Source organism: Leptospira meyeri, assembly GCF_004368965.1.
In the GTDB taxonomy this organism is placed as follows: domain Bacteria; phylum Spirochaetota; class Leptospiria; order Leptospirales; family Leptospiraceae; genus Leptospira_A; species Leptospira_A meyeri.
The window spans coordinates 1,249,014-1,266,130 of record NZ_SORO01000001.1 but is presented as its reverse complement, the minus strand read 5'-3'; the positions used below and the strand labels follow the sequence as shown (position 1 = coordinate 1,266,130).

Sequence of the window (17,117 nt, the reverse complement as noted above, 5' to 3'; positions counted from 1 at the left end):
TATGAAGTGGCTGACAAGTGTTATCATCTTTAGTTTCACTTTGGGACTTGTGGCAAAAACCACAATGTCGTATCGGGAACGTAAAAAACAATTAGATGGGAAAATAGCACTTGTTCTTGATATCAAAGAACAGTTGAAGTTGGAACCAGAAACTGGGAAAACTTCAATTGAATCCATACGCACACAAGTGGAAGAAACATACCGAGCCGGCAACCGAGTGGAAATTGAAAAAACACTTTCTCTTGCCGAAGGGGATCTTCTTGTCACTCAACGCAAACTCTGTTTTCCCATGGAAGAATCAGCAAATGGGCTCTACCAAAAAGCCATGGGACAATGGATCCTTCTCGAAGGAGAAGATAAAACTGGTGCAAAAACTTTGGAATGGGATACCAAAGAAAAAATCCAAAGATACCTTGTGATGGCAAAAAGTGAAAAAGATCACGCAAAAGAATACTTTTTGTCTGGGAATTACCAACTATCACTGCATACATACAAACGTTCGCTAGTTTATAGTCTTATGTCTTTACGATCGCAGAAAGCGGAGATTCCGGAAGAATTTCAAACTGCTGATAGTGTTTGGGTCCAACCTATTTGGATGGGGCTCCATAAACAAAAGCAAAACACGATTCAAGAAAACTAAAAATTTCGATTTTCACTGATAACAAATTCGAAAGAATGACTGCTTAGTGAAGTTCGAATCACTTTATCGTCATTTTTTGCTGACTAAGGCAACCCATCTTCCTGTGATTTCGGAAGAAGGGGAACTTTTAGGTCTCCTTTCCAAAGACCGGGTTCACCGCGAATTGTCTGATTTGGGGAGAGAAAGGGAAGATCTGGATGAAATTCCTTTGGACATCCTCGAAAGAGAACTCCACGAAAATCTTCTGCTCTATTTCAAAGAATCCGCACAAATCCCGGTCATTGGTTTGGATGGTGAAAAAAAGGATCACTGGGACAAACCAAGGTTTCTTGCGGCTTTCACTCGTTTTGATTCTTCTCAGTCTCGAGATCCCAAACTCGAAGAAATCGAATCCAAACTAGAAAAGAAAAAAGAAAATGCAGACTCTGTCCAATGGTTTATGGAACTCATCCTTTCTCATTTTCCCGATGGACTTCTTGCGACTGATGTAAACGGTTCTACAATTTTTTATAATGAGACCTTTGAAAATAACATTCTCACCAAACCTTTGTTTCGTGATTCATTGCAGTTGGCAGAAAAATACCTTCATAATCTCAATCGGGAAGTCCTTGCTAGTTATCTAAAGGATCATGATTTGACTTTGGGCAAAGATGCGGACACAAGTGTATTACATACTAACATTGCAGAGCTACGTGCAGATCTTCGCATTATCACTTTAAAAAAAGAGAAAAAGGTCGTTGGTTTTTTATATCATTTTTCGCCATCAAAATTTGCCCATCCTTCCGGAACTGGAAATTCCGAATTCCCGAATTTGGATGAGGCTTTCCGTTCTAAACTTCCGTTAGAGTCAGTTTTGGAAGAAATGGAAGCTCATTACATCCATAAATCACTGGGAAGAAATTCTAATAATATCTCACATACCGCTACGGAACTTGGTGTACCAAGGACTACCTTACAAAACAGAATTCGCTTTTTAAAACTTTCGGAACGGTTTCAGAATGAAGCTAAGGTAAAGTCCGTAATTCCGAGGAAACGCTCCGAAAAACCGGAAGAAAAACAAAAAAAAGTTTCTCCGAAAAAGAAGTCACTCTCTCCAAATCAGGCAAAAACTAAGGAGAAACCTTTAAAATCTTCAAAACCAAAGGCAAAAGCTAAGAAACAGAGTCCAAAACCAACGCAAGTGGGGAAAAAGTCGAAAAAAAGACGTTGACGAAAACACTCGGAAAAACAATTTTTTCATTACCGTTTGAGAAAACACCTCCGCACTTCGCTGTTTCACTTGCATACTTAACTTGCACAAATGGTTTCCCGAATTTAATCAAATACCTTAACAAATCAATGTAGAACAATCTATGGCATCACGCAAACAAGAAGAAATCCAAGTTAATCCTCCCGAAGAACCAACCGAATATACAAACGGCATCATGGACCAAGAAGACGGTTCCGAACCCCCAAAACAGTTTAAGAAGAAAAAGAACCGATATGAAGGTCCAATTCCTCCTCCTCTCGATTTAGTCGAACTCAAGAAAAAAAACATCAATGAACTGGCTGACCTTGCGAAAGGGTTAGGAGTGGAAAACACTCACGGACTGAAGAAACAAAACTTGATGTTTGCTCTTCTCCAAGCACAAACCGAAAAAGACGGTCAGGTGCATGCAGCCGGAGTTATGGAAAGGCTACCTGATGGGTACGGTTTTCTTCGTTCACCTGACTACAATTATGTGCCAGGTCCAGATGATATTTATGTTTCCCCCTCTCAAATTAAATTGTTTGGTCTTCGCACAGGTGATACTGTCACAGGTCTTATCAGACCACCGAAAGAAGCAGAAAGATTTTTTGCGATGTTGCGTGTGGAATCCATTAACGGTTTCCCTGTGGAAGTTGCCCAAAAAAGAAATTTATTCGATAACCTAACACCACTTTATCCAAATGAAAGAATCAATATGGAGTTTGATCCAAGCCATTTGGACACTCGTGTGATTGACCTTATGTGTCCGATTGGGAAAGGGCAGAGAGCTCTCATTGTTGCTCCGCCAAGAACGGGGAAAACAGTTCTCATGCAATCCATTGCCAATGCGATTACACGAAACCACCCAGAAATTTTTCTCATCGTTCTTCTGATTGATGAACGTCCAGAGGAGGTAACGGATATGGCTCGCCATGTAAAAGGAGAGGTTGTGAGTTCTACATTTGATGAACCTGCACAACGCCACGTCCAAGTAGCTGAAATGGTCATCGAAAAAGCAAAACGTCTTGTGGAACACGGAAAGGATGTGGTCATTTTACTCGACTCGATCACTAGGCTTGCCCGCGCTTACAACCAAGTGGTTCCTACTTCTGGAAAAATCCTTTCCGGTGGTGTGGATTCCAATGCCCTCCACAAACCAAAACGTTTCTTTGGAGCGGCAAGGAATATCGAAGAAGGTGGGTCTCTTACCATCATCGCAACCGCACTCATTGACACTGGTTCCCGAATGGATGAGGTGATTTTTGAGGAATTTAAAGGAACGGGAAATATGGAAATCCATTTGGACCGAAAACTCGCTGACAAACGAATTTTCCCGGCCATCGACATCAACCGCTCCGGAACCAGGAAGGAAGAACTCCTCCTACCGCAAGATACCCTCACTCGAGTCTTTATCCTTCGAAAAGTACTTTCTCCTATGAGTATCACCGAAAGTATGGAACTATTGATTGAAAAAATGCGTGGTGCGAAGACGAACGACCAATTCCTCGCCAGCATGAATACGAACTAGAAGGGCCACCATGAAAACTGACATACATCCAAAATACGTTTCTGCAAAAATCAAATGCGCTTGTGGTACAGTGATCGAAACAAGATCCACTGCCGGGGATATCAGTGTGGAAATTTGTTCCAACTGCCACCCATTCTTTACCGGAAAATCCAAACTAGTGGATACAACGGGACGAGTAGACAAGTTCAAGAAAAAATACAAAATGAAGTAAGAGGCCGAGGCCTCATCCGTCTAATAAACATACGGGGGAACAACTCATGGCAGTAATGGACTTTGCTCGCTACAAAGAAATCAACGACCAAAGGATGAATTACCGTGAGATGGATGACGCAACAGTCGTCTCCTATTACCGCAACACGGGTTGCGGGGACGGATACCGCATTTATTTAAAGTTAAACGATGACCAAGTTGTGGAAGACGCCAGTTATACCACAACAGGTTGTGGGTTTGGGATTGTGGCTCTTGCTATGGCAACTGAGTATGCCAAGGGTAAATCTCTCACCGATTTAAAAAATCTCACTCCTGAAACCTTAGAAACTCTATTTGAATTTCCTGAAAGAAGGAAAAACTACCCTGAGTCTGCTGTTGCTGCTCTGAAGAAAGCAGTAGAGGATTTTGAATCCGGACAAGGTGTCCCCAAGGAAAACCGAATTACAAAATCGCAAACCATGGAACTTCTTCATAACCAAGGTCACCTTCGTGAAGCAAAGTTATCCAGTGTTATGTTAGAAAAAGAAAAGTTAGACGGAGTTGATTTTTCTGGTGCTGACCTTCACAACGCTTTCCTTCAAAATTCCAGCTTTGTCGGTGCCAACTTCCAAGGTGCCAACCTAAAGGCTTCTTTTTTTAACGGTGCCGATCTTCGAAATGCTAATTTCCGTGGTGCTGATTTACGTTTTGCGAAACTGGCTTCTGCAAAAATTGATGGTGCTGATTTTACCGATGCCATTTATGATATTGGGACTCGAGTGGACCATAGCCAAATGTACATCTTTGATGTCATGAAAAAAGCAGGTAAGGATCTCTATTTGAAAAAAGAGGATGGGGAATGAAGCCAGGCGATAAGGCAAAACTCATCAAACCAACATTCTTGAATAAAGGCATTTTTATCTTCACTGGGTCCACTGTGGAAATCAAAGAAATCCAATCAGAAAAAGCAATTGTTGTTTATAATGATAAAGAAGGATATCCGCACGATTTAGAGATGAATCTGACGGATTTAGCCCCACTTTCCTAAAGCCGATTTTCTTGACACAAATCCAGAGAATCGTAACGTATTGTTAATCCAACTATGTTGATTCTAAGCCACCGTCAGGAAAATCACCTGCTTCTATCGATCCAAAGGGATGTCCTGATGGAAAACTCAAGGGAGTTTTACCAAGAATTTGAGAAGGCGATCGACAGTCAGAATTTTGGAAAGCTGACCATGGACTTTCACTCTGTAAAGTTTTTGGATTCGAGTGGGATCGGTGCAGTGATTAAGGCTTCTTCAGCCCTTCACAACCGTGGTGTTGAAATCTTTGTTACCAATCTGAATAAAAACCTAAATTCCGTATTTCGACTTTCTGGGCTCAATCATATTCTTTCGATTTTGACTTTAGATGAATACCTTTCTAAATTTCCAGAGTTTCAAAAAACTCTAGAGGCATAAGCGTAATGAAACTTTTCCAAATTTTTTCCCTAATTATTTTATCAATCCTCCTGAACTCATGTGCCTCAGGTGTAAAGTCTCGAAACCTTTTGTTTCGCAGTAATGAATTTGCAATTTATACAGTAAATCGAGACAAAATAAATTTAAAATCCGAATCCTCAGTTCCTAAAATCTTGGATCATCCATTAGAAATTTCAGAGGAAAAAATTTTGGATTTACTTGGAAATATTAGGTTTCGTGAAGAAAGTTCTTACGGAGATGTAAATCAATATATCTTTGAAGAAAAAGAAATCAAAGAATTCGCTATGGATCTTGCCGACGGTTTACAGAAATTAAAACCGGACCAGATTCTACTCGTTATCTCTAAATACAATCCTGTGAAATCCGTGGTTTCTCATTATTCTCGAACAGGATTTTATATTTGGTCATCAGATACTTCTATTGAGATTTTATTTGGGGAACTTCAAAAAGAAATAACCTATGATGAACAAGGGAATTATTATGATTGGTCCAATATCCCTGACATTCCGTTTGAACACTTCCCAGCATCGACATACGTTTTACAAGGTCCAGGTTTTTCCTTTAAAAAAGTTTCTGGCTTTAGAAACAAACACTGGTTAGTTTTTGATAAATCCGATTTAGCTAAATTAAAATTTGAAAAACGGAAGAAAACTACAGTTCCTGAAATAACGAACTCTGTTGATGCTGATCTTAAACCTGAAAAAAAAATTTCTCGTGATGAAGAAGATGGAATCATCAGCGAAGATTAAATAGATTCATCGTTTAATCTTCTTTTCTGATGACGGTTCGTTCGGTTTGAATGCTACCGTCAGTTCCTAAATAAAAATGCGTTTTTCCTATTAGCGAATTGATACCCAAACGGTAGTTTTTGCCAGCTCCAAAACTTAGATCCACACCGGGAAAAACTTCTCTTTCCACATCCACAAAGGCATCTGGATTTGGTTCATAAGAACCAAGCGCAGTTTCAAACTGTTTGGATTCTGTTTCTAAAACTTTCGTAAACTTTTCGTTGGCATCCTTTAGTTTGGAGATGGTTTCTTTTTCTTCTATAGTAAGTTCTTTTTTTTGGCTTTTTTCGACAAGTTTAGTGAGTGCGAGTTGGACTTTGTGGAGTGTAATTTCTTTGTCGGCGATTTCTTTTTTCATTCTGTTGAGTTCGTCGAGTAACTCTGGAGGAGTTCCTATGGCCACCTTGGTTTTAGTTTCTACTACGGCACCAAGTTTGGAGCAGGTAAGAGAGTTCCCGGCAATGATAGTTCCACCCATCACTTCTCCTCGGCCCCCTAAAACACGAATGAAATCTTTGGCAGAAATTTCGGAATGCATCACAGCCTCTTCTACAAAGATACTGCCTTGGGCTGTGAGTTTTCCTTGTTCTACAAATTTAGCGTAAATATTTCCTTCGGATTCAATATATCCTTCGCCACGCCCCATAAACCCACCGGAGAGAACTATATCTCCTTTGGCTTTGAGAAAGGCCTTACCCACAGAGTTACGAATGATGATACTTCCATTTGTGGTTAAAGAAAATCCATCGCCGATTTTTTCTTCCACGATGATTGTTCCTGGAAAATCTATATTTCCTGTGGAATAATCCACAGCTTCTAATTGGATCACTTCATCGACTTTAATTTCCCAAGTGGCAGATAAAACAGGACGGCCAGCAATTTTTGCGTACAGTTTGTCCTCTTTTAATTCGACATTGGGACCAAGATTCCAATCGACAGATTTTTCTTCCTGGTAGGGGATGATGGTTCCATTGACTGTTTTTCCAAATTCACCTTTTTTGGGTGGAATCCTCTCAGCAATGAGATCCCCCGGTTTTACGGATTGAATGACTGCAATGTTTTTATAATCGATTCGACCATATTCATCCTCTTCTAGCTGGGGTTTGTTGTCGGAACGAAAGTAAATTTTGATTTCTCCATCCTTGCCTGGAACAGGAGGAATCCCTTTGGCAATGGTATAAGGGACAAAAAAGTTTGGGTTTTTGATTTGGTTTTGAATGACAGAATCAATGATACCGACAGAAATTCCGACAGAAGCTATTTGTTCACGTAACTGATATTCGGTGAGTAGATCCCCTCCGTGTTTAGGTGGGTGGAGGACCATTTTGGCTTCCATATGATCTTCGGAGATTGTGATGTCTGCATAAGAACTGATGGGATCACCCTTTGACCAAGTCCCAATTTCCACAGGTTTGTTTTCTGCGAGGGCAACTACCTTTTTAATTTGTTCTCCGTTATAACCTTCTACACCAAAAAGTTGAACTCTGGCAATGACATCCTTATAATCGACTTTTTTGCCTTTGGCCCCGGGTTTTGTGATTTTTAATACGGCTTTGCCACCCGAGTTTTCGATTTGGAAATAACCATTTTCTGAGGCTTCTAAATCTTGGAGGATTCGATCTGTATAGGAGTCTGGACCAGGCATTTAATTGTATTCTAATAAGTGTGAAACAACATCCTCTTCTCCATCGGTTTTTAATTCTAACTTCGGAGTCATGGAGTCGATTGTATTAATTAGAGTCAGCACTTCTTCAAATTGACAAGAAATTATTCGGGAAAGGTCAATATACGCGGAGCGAAAGTATAAATCTAATGCATTTACCAAATGGATGTATTCGCTAAAATCGCCACGATCGGTATAAAGAATCGGAGTTTTGGCATAATAACATTCTGCTAAAATTCCATATCCAGGTTTGGTGCACACGTAATCGACTGCTGTCACTAGATCCGGATAATGTGAGACTTCTGGAATTAAAATTCCTTCCGATTGGATTCCGGGAACTCCATAAGCTACAAGCTGAATGGACTTGGGTAATTTTTCGGTTTGTAGTTTGGTTCCTTCGAGACCATAAGCTCCAAAAGATAAAAGAATGTACGTGGTGTTTTCATTTAGTCCAAATAATTTCCTTGCTTGTGATTTGGATAGGTTTGGTTTCCTTCCCACGAGACCAATGTTAGCCGAATCTAAAAAAGGTGGCATGGGGCAAGAAAAAGGTAAAATAAGGGCTTCGGTTACAAATCCATATTCTACTTGGAGTTGTTCGCTAAGAGTTCCAAAATAAGAATCGTCCTTCTCGTAATTTTTATAAATAAAATCCCAAGTGAAATTCCCAATAAACATACTGGGAACTCCCGCTTCCAGAGCAATGGTGATGGGAAAAGAAGAGCTATCGGTTAGGATCAAACCGATTTTGTTTTTCTTACAATATTCAGTTTCCTCTTTTAGAAGTTGTGTTTTCTTTTTTTCGAAATCGACGAGTTCTTCTTTTGTGGTTTGTAAATCAATTGAGAGTGAGTTCTTTTGTGAAACACCTACATCGAGTTTTAGATTCCGCGTTTTTAGTTTTGGATGGGTGAAATCCAAAAAAGAGATTCTTGTGCTGACTAAATGAATTTCTTCAATGAATTCTTCTTTTAGGAGGCGACGTATGATATTGCCTGAACGACTGATATGACCAAATCCATGGCCTGAAATATAAAAATAAAGTTTCATTTGTTTCTTTGGCGAATGGATTCATACAAAACAATTCCACAAGACATCGCTAAGTTTAATGAGTCTGCTTCCCCGAGCATTGGTAAGTGAAGAGTATCATCGGAAAGTTTTTTTGCATCTGTGCTTAGTCCATATTGTTCACTTCCAAAAAGAAACACTGATTTTTCTTTCATATTGACGGATGTATAAAGTGTTTTCCCTTCAGGAGTAACCGCATAACGTTTGTAACCTTTTGATTTGAATTTGGTCAAAACTTCGTTTAAATCACCAATATAAACGGGTAAAGTAAAAATAGTTCCCGTACTCGCGCGCACAACATTTGGATTAAAAAGATCGATCCTTGGGTCGGTGACAATCACGAGTTCTACGCCAGCTCCCTCTGCAGTTCGGAGGATGGTCCCGAGGTTTCCTGGTTTTTCCACCCCCTCAATGATGAGAATAGGATTTGTATCGATGGATTTTATTTTGTCCCAAGGGACATGGGCATCGGGAGTTTCTGCCACTGCAATCAGACCGTCAGGCCGATCTCTGTAAGATATTTTTTCAAATATTTTACGAGGAAGTTCGAAAATCGGACAATGAACGGACCCAATGAGGGCCTCTTCATTTTCTCCTAAAAAACATTCTGGGGAAATGAATAAACTTGTAATCTTCACCGGCAAACAAGGAATAGGTGACTTTGCGTTACTTGTGATGGCTTTTTTGATTTCACGATACCCTTCGATGAAAAACTTTTTTTCATCATCGCGATTTCTTTTTTCTTTGAGTCCAGCAACCCATTTGACCTTGGGATTGGAAAAACTGGTGATATATTGTCTTTTGTTCGGCATGGAGTTGGATCTGATCTTTAGATTTGCCTGGTTTATTTAGTGAAGAAAGTACAAAATCCAGCCGGGTATTTTTTTCCGGATTTTTCTGGAATGAATAACTCGGAAGTCTGGTAAATTCCTTTGGTTTTGATTCTTGAAGATAAAATTCTTTCTAAGGTCAAAGGACTATAGCCCTGGCTATGGCAACTAAGGATGACAAATTCTGGTTTGGAATCCGAGAGTTCCATCAGGGCATCCATCAGTTCACTTAAATTCTCTTCAATTTTCCAAACCTCTCCTTTGGAACCACGTCCAAAACTGGGTGGATCAAGAATAAGACCTTGGTATTTTTTCCCTCGTTTGATTTCTCGACGGATGAATTTCATCACATCATCCACAATCCATCGCACGGGTTTGGACTCGAGTCCCGAAAGTTTTGCATTTTCCCGAGCCCAGTCAACCATTCCTTTGGAGGCATCTACATGGCAGACACTCATCCCTGCATCGAGACATGCAAGAGTGGATCCTCCTGAATAAGCAAATAGGTTTAATACTTCGAGGCCTTGTTTCTTTTTTCCAATCTCTCTGATGCGGTCCCAATTGGTTTCTTGTTCTGGGAAAAGGCCAATATGACCAAAGGGTGTGAGTTTGATCTTAAAAGTTAGATTCGAAAATTCGATGGTGAAACTTTCCGGAACTTTTTTTTGAAAATTCCAATGGCCTGAGCCAGAATCATTTTTGATGTATTGTGCATGGAGGTCATTCCAAATTGTTGGAGTTTCTTTCCCATAAGCAGAAGTAGGGGAGGAACGAAGGAGTTTGTAACCACCAACGATTTCTAATTTGGATAAGTCACCGGAATCCAGGAGTTCGTAACTTTTTGTCATACCAATTCCAGGAAAATAAAGGTTAGGTCGTCGTCCCAGTCTTTTATTTCTGTTTTAGAAAATGACTCCAAGTCTTGGATGAGTTTTATTTTAAAAAGATGATTTGGTATTTCACGGTTCACACGTAAAAACTCGAGGAGTCCCACTTCTCCATACATTTTGCCTTCTGGATTAAAACATTCCAAAACTCCATCACTAAGGATGAGGATTCTATCTTTGGGTTCCACACGATGTGTTGTTTCTTCAATTTGGATTTCAGGAAATACGCCGATGATTTTTCCTTTGGGATGCACTTTTAAAATTTCCCCGCTGGCCCTTTGCAAGTATGCACTCGGATGGCCCGCCCTTCCAAATCTCCAAACTTTTGTAGATGTATTAAGATATACATAAGATGCGGTTACATATTGCGGATTACAATTACCGTATAACACGCGATTCATTCCTTCTAGAACTTGTTTTGGGGATGAGATATTATCTTTTTGTGTGGTAAAGGCAACTTTTCCCATCGCAGAGATGAGTGAAGCTGGAATTCCATGTCCCGAAACATCGCAAAGAACTATCCCAAGTTCATAAGGATTGGGAGAAAAGTATTCATAAAAATCTCCTCCTACATCTTTCATTGGTTGGATGTAAATTTGCATTTGTAAATTCTTTACATCTGGAATTGTTTTCGGAAGGGACTGCATGAGAATGTCCCGAGAAATTTTTCTTTCCTTTCGTAGACTAGTGACTTGGGCAAGAGCCAAATCTTTTTCTTGGCGGAGCAGTTGGATTCTATCCGCTAATGCAAAAGCAAACAAGGTGATGTCGGCTAGGGAAGCAATGGGAAATAACATTTCTTCCAAAAATGGATTGGAAGAAAGGATTCCAAATTTGAGTAATCCATACACAATGCATGTGAGGAGTAATAAAGCGAAGGCGATGGCAAAATAATAAAAAGACCTAAGTCCTTTGTAAATTCCCCAAATTAATACTCCAAGTAAACTAATACAAATTAGTAAAGATAACCATGTCACCCCAATGGATGCTTCTTTAATACCACCAAGCAAGGAAATGGTGGCATTAAGGAGTGAAAACAATCCTAATACTTGAAAACATCTCGCCATTTTTGGAGTTCTGACTTTTAGTTTTAAAAAATTAGATGTAAAAAGAACAAAGAAAAAGAGACAAATGCTAAAGAAAAAAGGAATTCCAATCCGTTTCCAAAAATAAGAATCGGGAACAAAAAAATAACTCCAGAACCCTAGTAAAGAAAGTTGTCCGAGCCCAAAGAACAATACATAACCAATATAATAAAAATAATTTCGATCTCTCACAAAAAATGCAATTGCGAGATTGTATAAAATAATAATTCCCAAACTTCCAAAAAATAATCCATAAACCCACTGGGTGATATAATCTTCTCTTTGAAGATTTCTTTGGTTGGTGAAAATAAGGGAAAACTGCAAAGAAATTTCAGATTTGATTGCAATGAGAATGGTTTCTTTTTCATGTCCAATCCGAAACACAAAATTTCTATGTGGGATTTCTCTTTGGAAAACAGGTTGGATATGTCCCGATTTGGATACAATATATCTATTTCCATCATTCTTATGGAATAGTTCCACCGAGTCTATGTTATGTGCATTAATGAGGAGGAGTGGATATTTAGAAGGATCTGGGAAATCTTTTGGGTTGAGACGGAGCCAAAGAGTTCCTTTTAAAAATCCAAAATTTACAAAATTATCTTCTATTTCTTTGAATTCACCTGTTTGAAACACAGACTCTACGGGTATGGAAGAGTTTGGGTCAATCCAATAAGAAAACTTTGTGGTGTGAATGAGTTTTTCGCCAATATCGTTTTGTGTTTCAGAAAAAAGGGAATCGGTAAAAAAAAGTGAAAGGACTGAAAGAAGGAAGAAAGTCGAATCGACGAATGGTTTTTTCAATTGTGGCTATGGACAAGGGATTAAACCCTTGTCCTCTTTTCGATCGGTCTTAGGCCTGTTTTTTGGCCGCTTCGTAAGAAATTTCTTTCGGACCAGTGTAAATTTGGCGTGGGCGACCAATCTTTAAACTAGGATCTTCAATCATTTCTTTCCACTGAGCAATCCAACCAGGAAGTCTTCCCATAGCAAACATTACTGTAAACATATTGGTAGGAATTCCAAGAGCACGGTAGATGATTCCTGAGTAGAAGTCTACGTTTGGATAGAGTTTTCTTTCTACAAAGTATGGATCGTTCAGTGCTGCTTCTTCCAATTCTTTGGCAATGTCAAGGAGTGGGTCTTTGATTCCTAGTTTGTTTAAAACTTTATCACATGCAACTTTGATGATTTTCGCACGAGGGTCAAAGTTTTTGTAAACGCGGTGACCAAATCCATTCAATCGGAAACTGGAATTTTTGTCCTTGGCTTGTTCTACGATTTTTTTCACAGAAAGCCCGCTCTTTTTAATTCCTTCTAACATTTCCAAAACTTCTTGGTTGGCACCACCGTGACGTGGTCCCCAAAGTGCTAGGATTCCTGCAGAAATGGCACCATACAAGTTGGCTAGGGAGGATCCCACCAAACGTACAGTAGATGTGGAACAGTTTTGTTCATGGTCTGCATGTAGGATTAGAAGTAAGTTGAGTGCAGAAACAATTTCTGGATCGATATGGTAATCTTCAGCAGGAACCGCAAACATCATATTCATGAAGTTAGATGCATAATCTAACTCGTTAAGTGGATGGATGATCGGTTGTCCGATTGATTTTTTATAAGCATAGGCTGCAATGGTGGGAAACTTTGCAAGGAGTCGAATGATGGAGATTTCTCTATGTTCCTCATTCATTGGATCATAACTATCTTGGTAGTATGTAGACAAACATCCCATCATACAAGACATGATCGCCATCGGGTGTCCATCTTTTGGAAATCCGTTGAACAGACGTTTGAGATCTTCATGGATCATTGTATGATTAGTAATGGAAGTATTCCACTCTTTGAGTTGTGCGTCGTTTGGAAGTTTGCCGTAAATGAGTAAATAAGCTACTTCTGTAAACGTAGATTTAGCGGCCAAATCATCAATAGGAATTCCTCGGTAACGGAGGATCCCCTGTTCTCCATCGAGAAAGGTAATCTCACTGGTGCAAGCACCTGTATTTAAATAACCGGAATCAATCGTAACATAACCGGACAACTGGCGGAGTTTAGTAATATCAATTGCCTTCTCGTCTTCACTTCCCACTAAAATCGGAAGTTCGAACTCTTTCCCATCCACTTTCAGAATTGCCTTTTCGGACATATCTTCTCCTGTATATCTCTGTCTATTTCAAAGGATAGACAGGGGAAAGGGTGGGGAAAAGTCATTTTTTACAACTTGTGGTATTTTTTCATAATGTCATAGGCGTAGAAATTAGAGACCACGATGCGACAGTAATCTCTCGACTCTTTGTAAGGAAGGTCTTCCAAAAAATGGTTAAAATCACCGGTATAAACAGACTTCTTCCACTTTCGTAAATTCCCTGGGCCTCCGTTGTAAGCGATGGATGCCCATTTCAATTCATTTCCGTTCGATTTCAAAAGGTAGGCTAAAAACTTTGTCCCGAGCCTGATGGAGGTTTCGGGTTCATAGAGGGAATAGGAAGTAATTCCCATACGTGAGGCGAGTTCCTTTCCTGTTGCCGGCATAATTTGCATAAGGCCCCGTGCATTGGATCGAGAGGTGGCCGTTTCCTTAAAAAAAGATTCTTGGCGCATCAGAGCATAAACTTTGTCTTCGGAGATATCATTTTCCTGGGCATAACGTGAGACAATGTTTTGGTGGGGTCTTGGGTAAATGCGTACGGAAAGGGAAGTGGGGAGTAGGATGGGGTCATCTGGGATCAAATGTCTTTTGAGAAGAGACCTTGTGTGAAAAGCAGTATAATATGTGTTATATGTTAAGTCTCCAATCCCCACTAAAATTTCATCTTTTTCTTCTTCGGAAAGGTTCTCTCGTTTTACATGAAAATTAACCAAACTTAAACCTAGACTATCTTCTCCGACTCGAAAGTATTCTTTGGCAAGGTTCAGAAGTTTATGCCCTTGGATTCGTGAACTCATCCCTCCCAGTTTATTTCCTAATTCATAAGAATCTTTAGGATACACAAATCCTAGGTTTCTACCGAGGATAGCATAAGATTCTTCGGGAATACCTGCGGTATAAGATAAATATTCAAATAAATATTCTTTATTGTAAGTAGGATTGTCTGGTTTGTTTGATTCTTTGATGATCGGCAAAAATTCTTCTCGGATGACTCGCGTATAATAAGAGCCGGGGCAAAGTGCGTAGTATCTTTTTAGTTCTTTTTTTAATTTTTCTGTATCACCGCTTTCTTTTAGAGATCGTAAATACCAATAAACGAGTCGGCCTTTGACAGGAAGGTTTGGAATTTCAGCAAGGGCTCTTTCAAATTTTGTAATTGGAGCATAATTTGATTTTTCTCCTTTACGATCCACTAAATATTCGATCAGTCTGTCCTGATAAAAAAGATTAAATGGATATTTTCCTAAATATAAAATTAAGTTTTCAAAATACATCTCACGATCGCCTAATCTGTCATAAGTGGCTGCAAGAACTCTGTAGTATCCTGCATCTTTACCAGGAAATGTTTTTAAAAGTTCAATGGCATTTTGAAATTTGTTTTGTTGGTATAATATGTCTGCAAGGGATACAATATACGAAGAATCCATATCCACGAAGGTTTTGTTTGCACGTAAAACCCTAAAAAGTTCGTTGATTTTCCCCGTTTTGGTTAGAATAGAAGTGAGATGTTTGAACCCTTCATAATAAGCAAGTCTTGTAGAGAATAGTTCTGGTCTTGTACGAAACACGGCTTCTTTGTCACTATTGTTGATCGCTGGCAATAAGAGGGTGAACTCAGATGGAGCCAGTTGTAAAATACTTCCCGACCCTTTGTATTTGGACCAGTCGGCCGCAATCATCTGTACAGTGGAATCGCTAAGTCCTTCTCGTTGCAGGCAAATGAGCCATTCTTCGACGGCTGCTTTTTCGTCGCCTAACACTAGTTTTGCTTTCCCGTATCTGTATTGTGTATCCCCTGTCAAAAGGTAACGTCTATGTGATTCTTGGATGGAGTTAATTTTATCTAAAATTTCTTTCCATTGGTTATTTGCTGCAAGGAGGCGAACCAGTTCATCAAGAAGCCTGCGGCAAATGGGATCTTCTTCCAAATTCAATCGATTCAAAAATTGAATTCTTTCTTGCGGAGTGAGATAGTTTCTTTGCGTGATTTCGGTGTACAACTTCCAATAACTAAGTTTAAAAAGGGTTGTTTGGAAGGGCATAGTTTGTGTCAGGATTTTTCTGACCTCTTCTTCCGAGGATTCTGTGACAAAAACTCCACGTACAAGAGAAATCAAATATCGAAATCTTTTCTCCTTGTCTCCGTTAGGTGCTTTTTCATGAAATTCAATTAAACTATAAACTTCACTTTCACGGGAAGGGTTTGTATTTCGAAAGTGACTTTCGATTTGACCCCACTGATGAGATTTGATTAAATACTGAAGGTCAGTGTCCGCAAATAGGGATGTTGTGAAAAAGAGAAGAATTCTACTTGCTAACCAAAAATGCCTCATGCATACTTCCTATGATTACGAATTTAGAGAGGGAAGGTTCCTCTCCTTATGAGCTTACAAACAGAATACAAACTGCAATGGCCGGAATACCGGATTGAATTCCACCCTGGTCCTCTAATTTCGAAAAAGGCCAACCTGAATGAACTTTGGCCAATCCTTCGTGCCTTTTTTTCGGGCAATCAGTCTCGTTTTGCAAACTATCTCTTCTATTTATCGACCGATTTTTCTGGGGGGTTCAGCCTTTGTTCCGTTCTAGGAGAAAATGAGCTCACCTTTCGCTTCCGGGACCCGCAACTGGTCTCTCCCTCTCCTTTCCCCATAGAAACTTTGGAACAAATTTGGGACCTTTGCCAAAAACGTGAGTTTGAAGAAATGGAAAGAGAGGACTGGGAACTCATTGGATTTGGTTTTTTGTATTTGGGAAAGGTCCTTGAGTTTCGAAATTGGGTTTTGAAAACCAAAGATTTTTTCGGCCAAACGGATGACAATCGTAGGTTTTTGCATTTGCTTGGTTGGGAAAGTTCTGATTTTTCTTTTGAAAACTCCATTTTACATATGTTAGTTGAATTTGAAAAAGGAAACAAAGATGTTATCAATTTTAAAACACTTACCGATGCAGTTGTTTTTGATTCCCATTGGCAAATTTCTGGCGTTCTGTTTCATGCGATCGAAATTGGTTTGTTTACAGGCGAAGAAACTTTTCGGTTCTGGAAATTTCTTATAGGATTTTATGAAGAATGGGAAGATTGGGAAAAACAAAAATTCCGTTCTGTTTCACTTGGAAAAATTCCTGCCTTTCCTGCTTTGCGTTATGCAAAACGATATTTTCCAGAAAACACTTTCGTTTTATACAGGCAGGATCTTGAAACAAATCTTAGAGGTGATTGGACCTATGGAGATGGATTTGGTTATGAACTAACTCACCAAATGGATCCCTTTGTGGAAACAATCGTGCGGTTTCGTAACGATAAAGAAAGGTTCGAAGAAGAATTAAAAACAGAATTATGGAAGAGACCTTATTCTTACTTTATCAATTTGCAGTTGGCTTTTATTAGTTTTGTGAAAAAAGAAAACCAACATTTTTTGGAGTTTTATAAACAAGCAGGAAGGCTAAAATATTTACCTCTGGCTCTCAATTTGTATTGGAGGGTTTTGAAATTAAATGGGGAAGAGATTCTCTCAAAATCCATTGAACGAACGCTAGTTGCTACTGGTGAATCTACTAACATTCCAGAAGGTTGGGAATAAA

Annotated in this window: 16 protein-coding genes; 9 read left to right on the top strand and 7 right to left on the bottom strand. The window is 39.4% G+C overall.

Annotated elements, in window-relative coordinates:
- Position 1: 1 nt before the first annotated feature.
- The 8 genes from CLV96_RS05910 to CLV96_RS05875 all read left to right on the top strand — a co-directional run bounded on the left by CLV96_RS05910 (position 2) and on the right by CLV96_RS05875 (position 5,817).
- Positions 2–640 carry a hypothetical protein gene (locus tag CLV96_RS05910; RefSeq protein WP_004786852.1) on the top strand — a complete coding sequence of 213 codons (639 nt, stop codon included), beginning with the start codon at positions 2–4 and terminating at the stop codon, positions 638–640.
- Positions 641–686: 46 nt separating this feature from the next.
- Positions 687–1,850: a helix-turn-helix domain-containing protein gene (locus tag CLV96_RS05905; protein WP_004785958.1), complete on the top strand. Its 1,164-nt coding sequence runs from the start codon at positions 687–689 to the stop codon at positions 1,848–1,850.
- A gap of 142 nt (positions 1,851–1,992) precedes the next feature.
- Positions 1,993–3,396 (top strand): transcription termination factor Rho, encoded by a 1,404-nt coding sequence (gene rho / locus CLV96_RS05900; protein WP_004784490.1) that lies wholly within the window; start codon positions 1,993–1,995, stop codon positions 3,394–3,396.
- Between the two features lie 10 nt (positions 3,397–3,406).
- A complete protein-coding gene (gene rpmE, locus CLV96_RS05895; RefSeq protein ID WP_004787613.1) occupies positions 3,407–3,607 on the top strand; it encodes a 50S ribosomal protein L31 in 201 nt (66 codons plus the stop codon).
- Positions 3,608–3,653: 46 nt separating this feature from the next.
- A complete protein-coding gene (locus CLV96_RS05890) occupies positions 3,654–4,448 on the top strand; it encodes a pentapeptide repeat-containing protein (protein ID WP_004786248.1) in 795 nt (264 codons plus the stop codon).
- The gene (locus CLV96_RS05885; RefSeq protein WP_004785346.1) at positions 4,445–4,633 is read left to right on the top strand and encodes a hypothetical protein; all 189 of its coding nucleotides are present in this window, start codon (positions 4,445–4,447) and stop codon (positions 4,631–4,633) included. The genes CLV96_RS05890 and CLV96_RS05885 overlap by 4 nt, the downstream gene beginning before the upstream one ends.
- Positions 4,634–4,687: 54 nt before the next feature.
- The gene (locus CLV96_RS05880; RefSeq protein WP_081581558.1) at positions 4,688–5,047 is read left to right on the top strand and encodes an STAS domain-containing protein; all 360 of its coding nucleotides are present in this window, start codon (positions 4,688–4,690) and stop codon (positions 5,045–5,047) included.
- A gap of 5 nt (positions 5,048–5,052) precedes the next feature.
- The gene (locus CLV96_RS05875) at positions 5,053–5,817 is read left to right on the top strand and encodes an LA_1326/LA_4305 family lipoprotein (RefSeq protein ID WP_004786882.1); all 765 of its coding nucleotides are present in this window, start codon (positions 5,053–5,055) and stop codon (positions 5,815–5,817) included.
- 13 nt (positions 5,818–5,830) lie between these two features.
- Here CLV96_RS05875 and CLV96_RS05870 read toward each other — a convergent pair whose 3' ends face one another.
- From CLV96_RS05870 to CLV96_RS05840, 7 genes are all read right to left on the bottom strand, one after another.
- Positions 5,831–7,501: a DUF342 domain-containing protein gene (locus CLV96_RS05870; protein WP_004785014.1), complete on the bottom strand. Its 1,671-nt coding sequence runs from the start codon at positions 7,499–7,501 to the stop codon at positions 5,831–5,833.
- Positions 7,502–8,569 (bottom strand): hypothetical protein, encoded by a 1,068-nt coding sequence (locus CLV96_RS05865; protein ID WP_004786135.1) that lies wholly within the window; start codon positions 8,567–8,569, stop codon positions 7,502–7,504.
- The gene (locus CLV96_RS05860; protein ID WP_004786365.1) at positions 8,566–9,399 is read right to left on the bottom strand and encodes a TrmH family RNA methyltransferase; all 834 of its coding nucleotides are present in this window, start codon (positions 9,397–9,399) and stop codon (positions 8,566–8,568) included. Before CLV96_RS05860 ends, CLV96_RS05865 begins: the two co-directional genes overlap by 4 nt.
- A gap of 32 nt (positions 9,400–9,431) precedes the next feature.
- Positions 9,432–10,265 carry a class I SAM-dependent methyltransferase gene (locus CLV96_RS05855; protein WP_004787157.1) on the bottom strand — a complete coding sequence of 278 codons (834 nt, stop codon included), beginning with the start codon at positions 10,263–10,265 and terminating at the stop codon, positions 9,432–9,434.
- Positions 10,262–12,193 carry a SpoIIE family protein phosphatase gene (locus CLV96_RS05850; protein ID WP_004785611.1) on the bottom strand — a complete coding sequence of 644 codons (1,932 nt, stop codon included), beginning with the start codon at positions 12,191–12,193 and terminating at the stop codon, positions 10,262–10,264. The genes CLV96_RS05855 and CLV96_RS05850 overlap by 4 nt, the downstream gene beginning before the upstream one ends.
- A gap of 49 nt (positions 12,194–12,242) precedes the next feature.
- The gene (locus tag CLV96_RS05845) at positions 12,243–13,532 is read right to left on the bottom strand and encodes a citrate synthase (protein WP_004786311.1); all 1,290 of its coding nucleotides are present in this window, start codon (positions 13,530–13,532) and stop codon (positions 12,243–12,245) included.
- Positions 13,533–13,600: 68 nt separating this feature from the next.
- Positions 13,601–15,868 carry a lytic transglycosylase domain-containing protein gene (locus CLV96_RS05840; RefSeq protein WP_004786611.1) on the bottom strand — a complete coding sequence of 756 codons (2,268 nt, stop codon included), beginning with the start codon at positions 15,866–15,868 and terminating at the stop codon, positions 13,601–13,603.
- Between the two features lie 48 nt (positions 15,869–15,916).
- On the opposite strand from CLV96_RS05840, the gene CLV96_RS05835 reads away from it, so the two are divergent.
- Positions 15,917–17,116: an LBF_1011 family protein gene (locus CLV96_RS05835; protein WP_004787091.1), complete on the top strand. Its 1,200-nt coding sequence runs from the start codon at positions 15,917–15,919 to the stop codon at positions 17,114–17,116.
- Position 17,117: the final 1 nt, after the last annotated feature.

What these genes read in the sequence shown, in the direction of transcription:
- CLV96_RS05910 (WP_004786852.1), top strand. Translation starts at nt 2, where the DNA reads ATGAAGTGGCTGACAAGTGTTATCATCTTTAGTTTCACTTTGGGACTT.
- rho (WP_004784490.1), top strand. Translation starts at nt 1,993, where the DNA reads ATGGCATCACGCAAACAAGAAGAAATCCAAGTTAATCCTCCCGAAGAA.
- rpmE (WP_004787613.1), top strand. Translation starts at nt 3,407, where the DNA reads ATGAAAACTGACATACATCCAAAATACGTTTCTGCAAAAATCAAATGC.
- CLV96_RS05890 (WP_004786248.1), top strand. Translation starts at nt 3,654, where the DNA reads ATGGCAGTAATGGACTTTGCTCGCTACAAAGAAATCAACGACCAAAGG.
- CLV96_RS05885 (WP_004785346.1), top strand. Translation starts at nt 4,445, where the DNA reads ATGAAGCCAGGCGATAAGGCAAAACTCATCAAACCAACATTCTTGAAT.
- CLV96_RS05880 (WP_081581558.1), top strand. Translation starts at nt 4,688, where the DNA reads ATGTTGATTCTAAGCCACCGTCAGGAAAATCACCTGCTTCTATCGATC.
- CLV96_RS05875 (WP_004786882.1), top strand. Translation starts at nt 5,053, where the DNA reads ATGAAACTTTTCCAAATTTTTTCCCTAATTATTTTATCAATCCTCCTG.
- CLV96_RS05870 (WP_004785014.1), bottom strand. Translation starts at nt 7,501, where the DNA reads ATGCCTGGTCCAGACTCCTATACAGATCGAATCCTCCAAGATTTAGAA.
- CLV96_RS05865 (WP_004786135.1), bottom strand. Translation starts at nt 8,569, where the DNA reads ATGAAACTTTATTTTTATATTTCAGGCCATGGATTTGGTCATATCAGT.
- CLV96_RS05860 (WP_004786365.1), bottom strand. Translation starts at nt 9,399, where the DNA reads ATGCCGAACAAAAGACAATATATCACCAGTTTTTCCAATCCCAAGGTC.
- CLV96_RS05855 (WP_004787157.1), bottom strand. Translation starts at nt 10,265, where the DNA reads ATGACAAAAAGTTACGAACTCCTGGATTCCGGTGACTTATCCAAATTA.
- CLV96_RS05845 (WP_004786311.1), bottom strand. Translation starts at nt 13,532, where the DNA reads ATGTCCGAAAAGGCAATTCTGAAAGTGGATGGGAAAGAGTTCGAACTT.
- CLV96_RS05840 (WP_004786611.1), bottom strand. Translation starts at nt 15,868, where the DNA reads ATGAGGCATTTTTGGTTAGCAAGTAGAATTCTTCTCTTTTTCACAACA.
- CLV96_RS05835 (WP_004787091.1), top strand. Translation starts at nt 15,917, where the DNA reads ATGAGCTTACAAACAGAATACAAACTGCAATGGCCGGAATACCGGATT.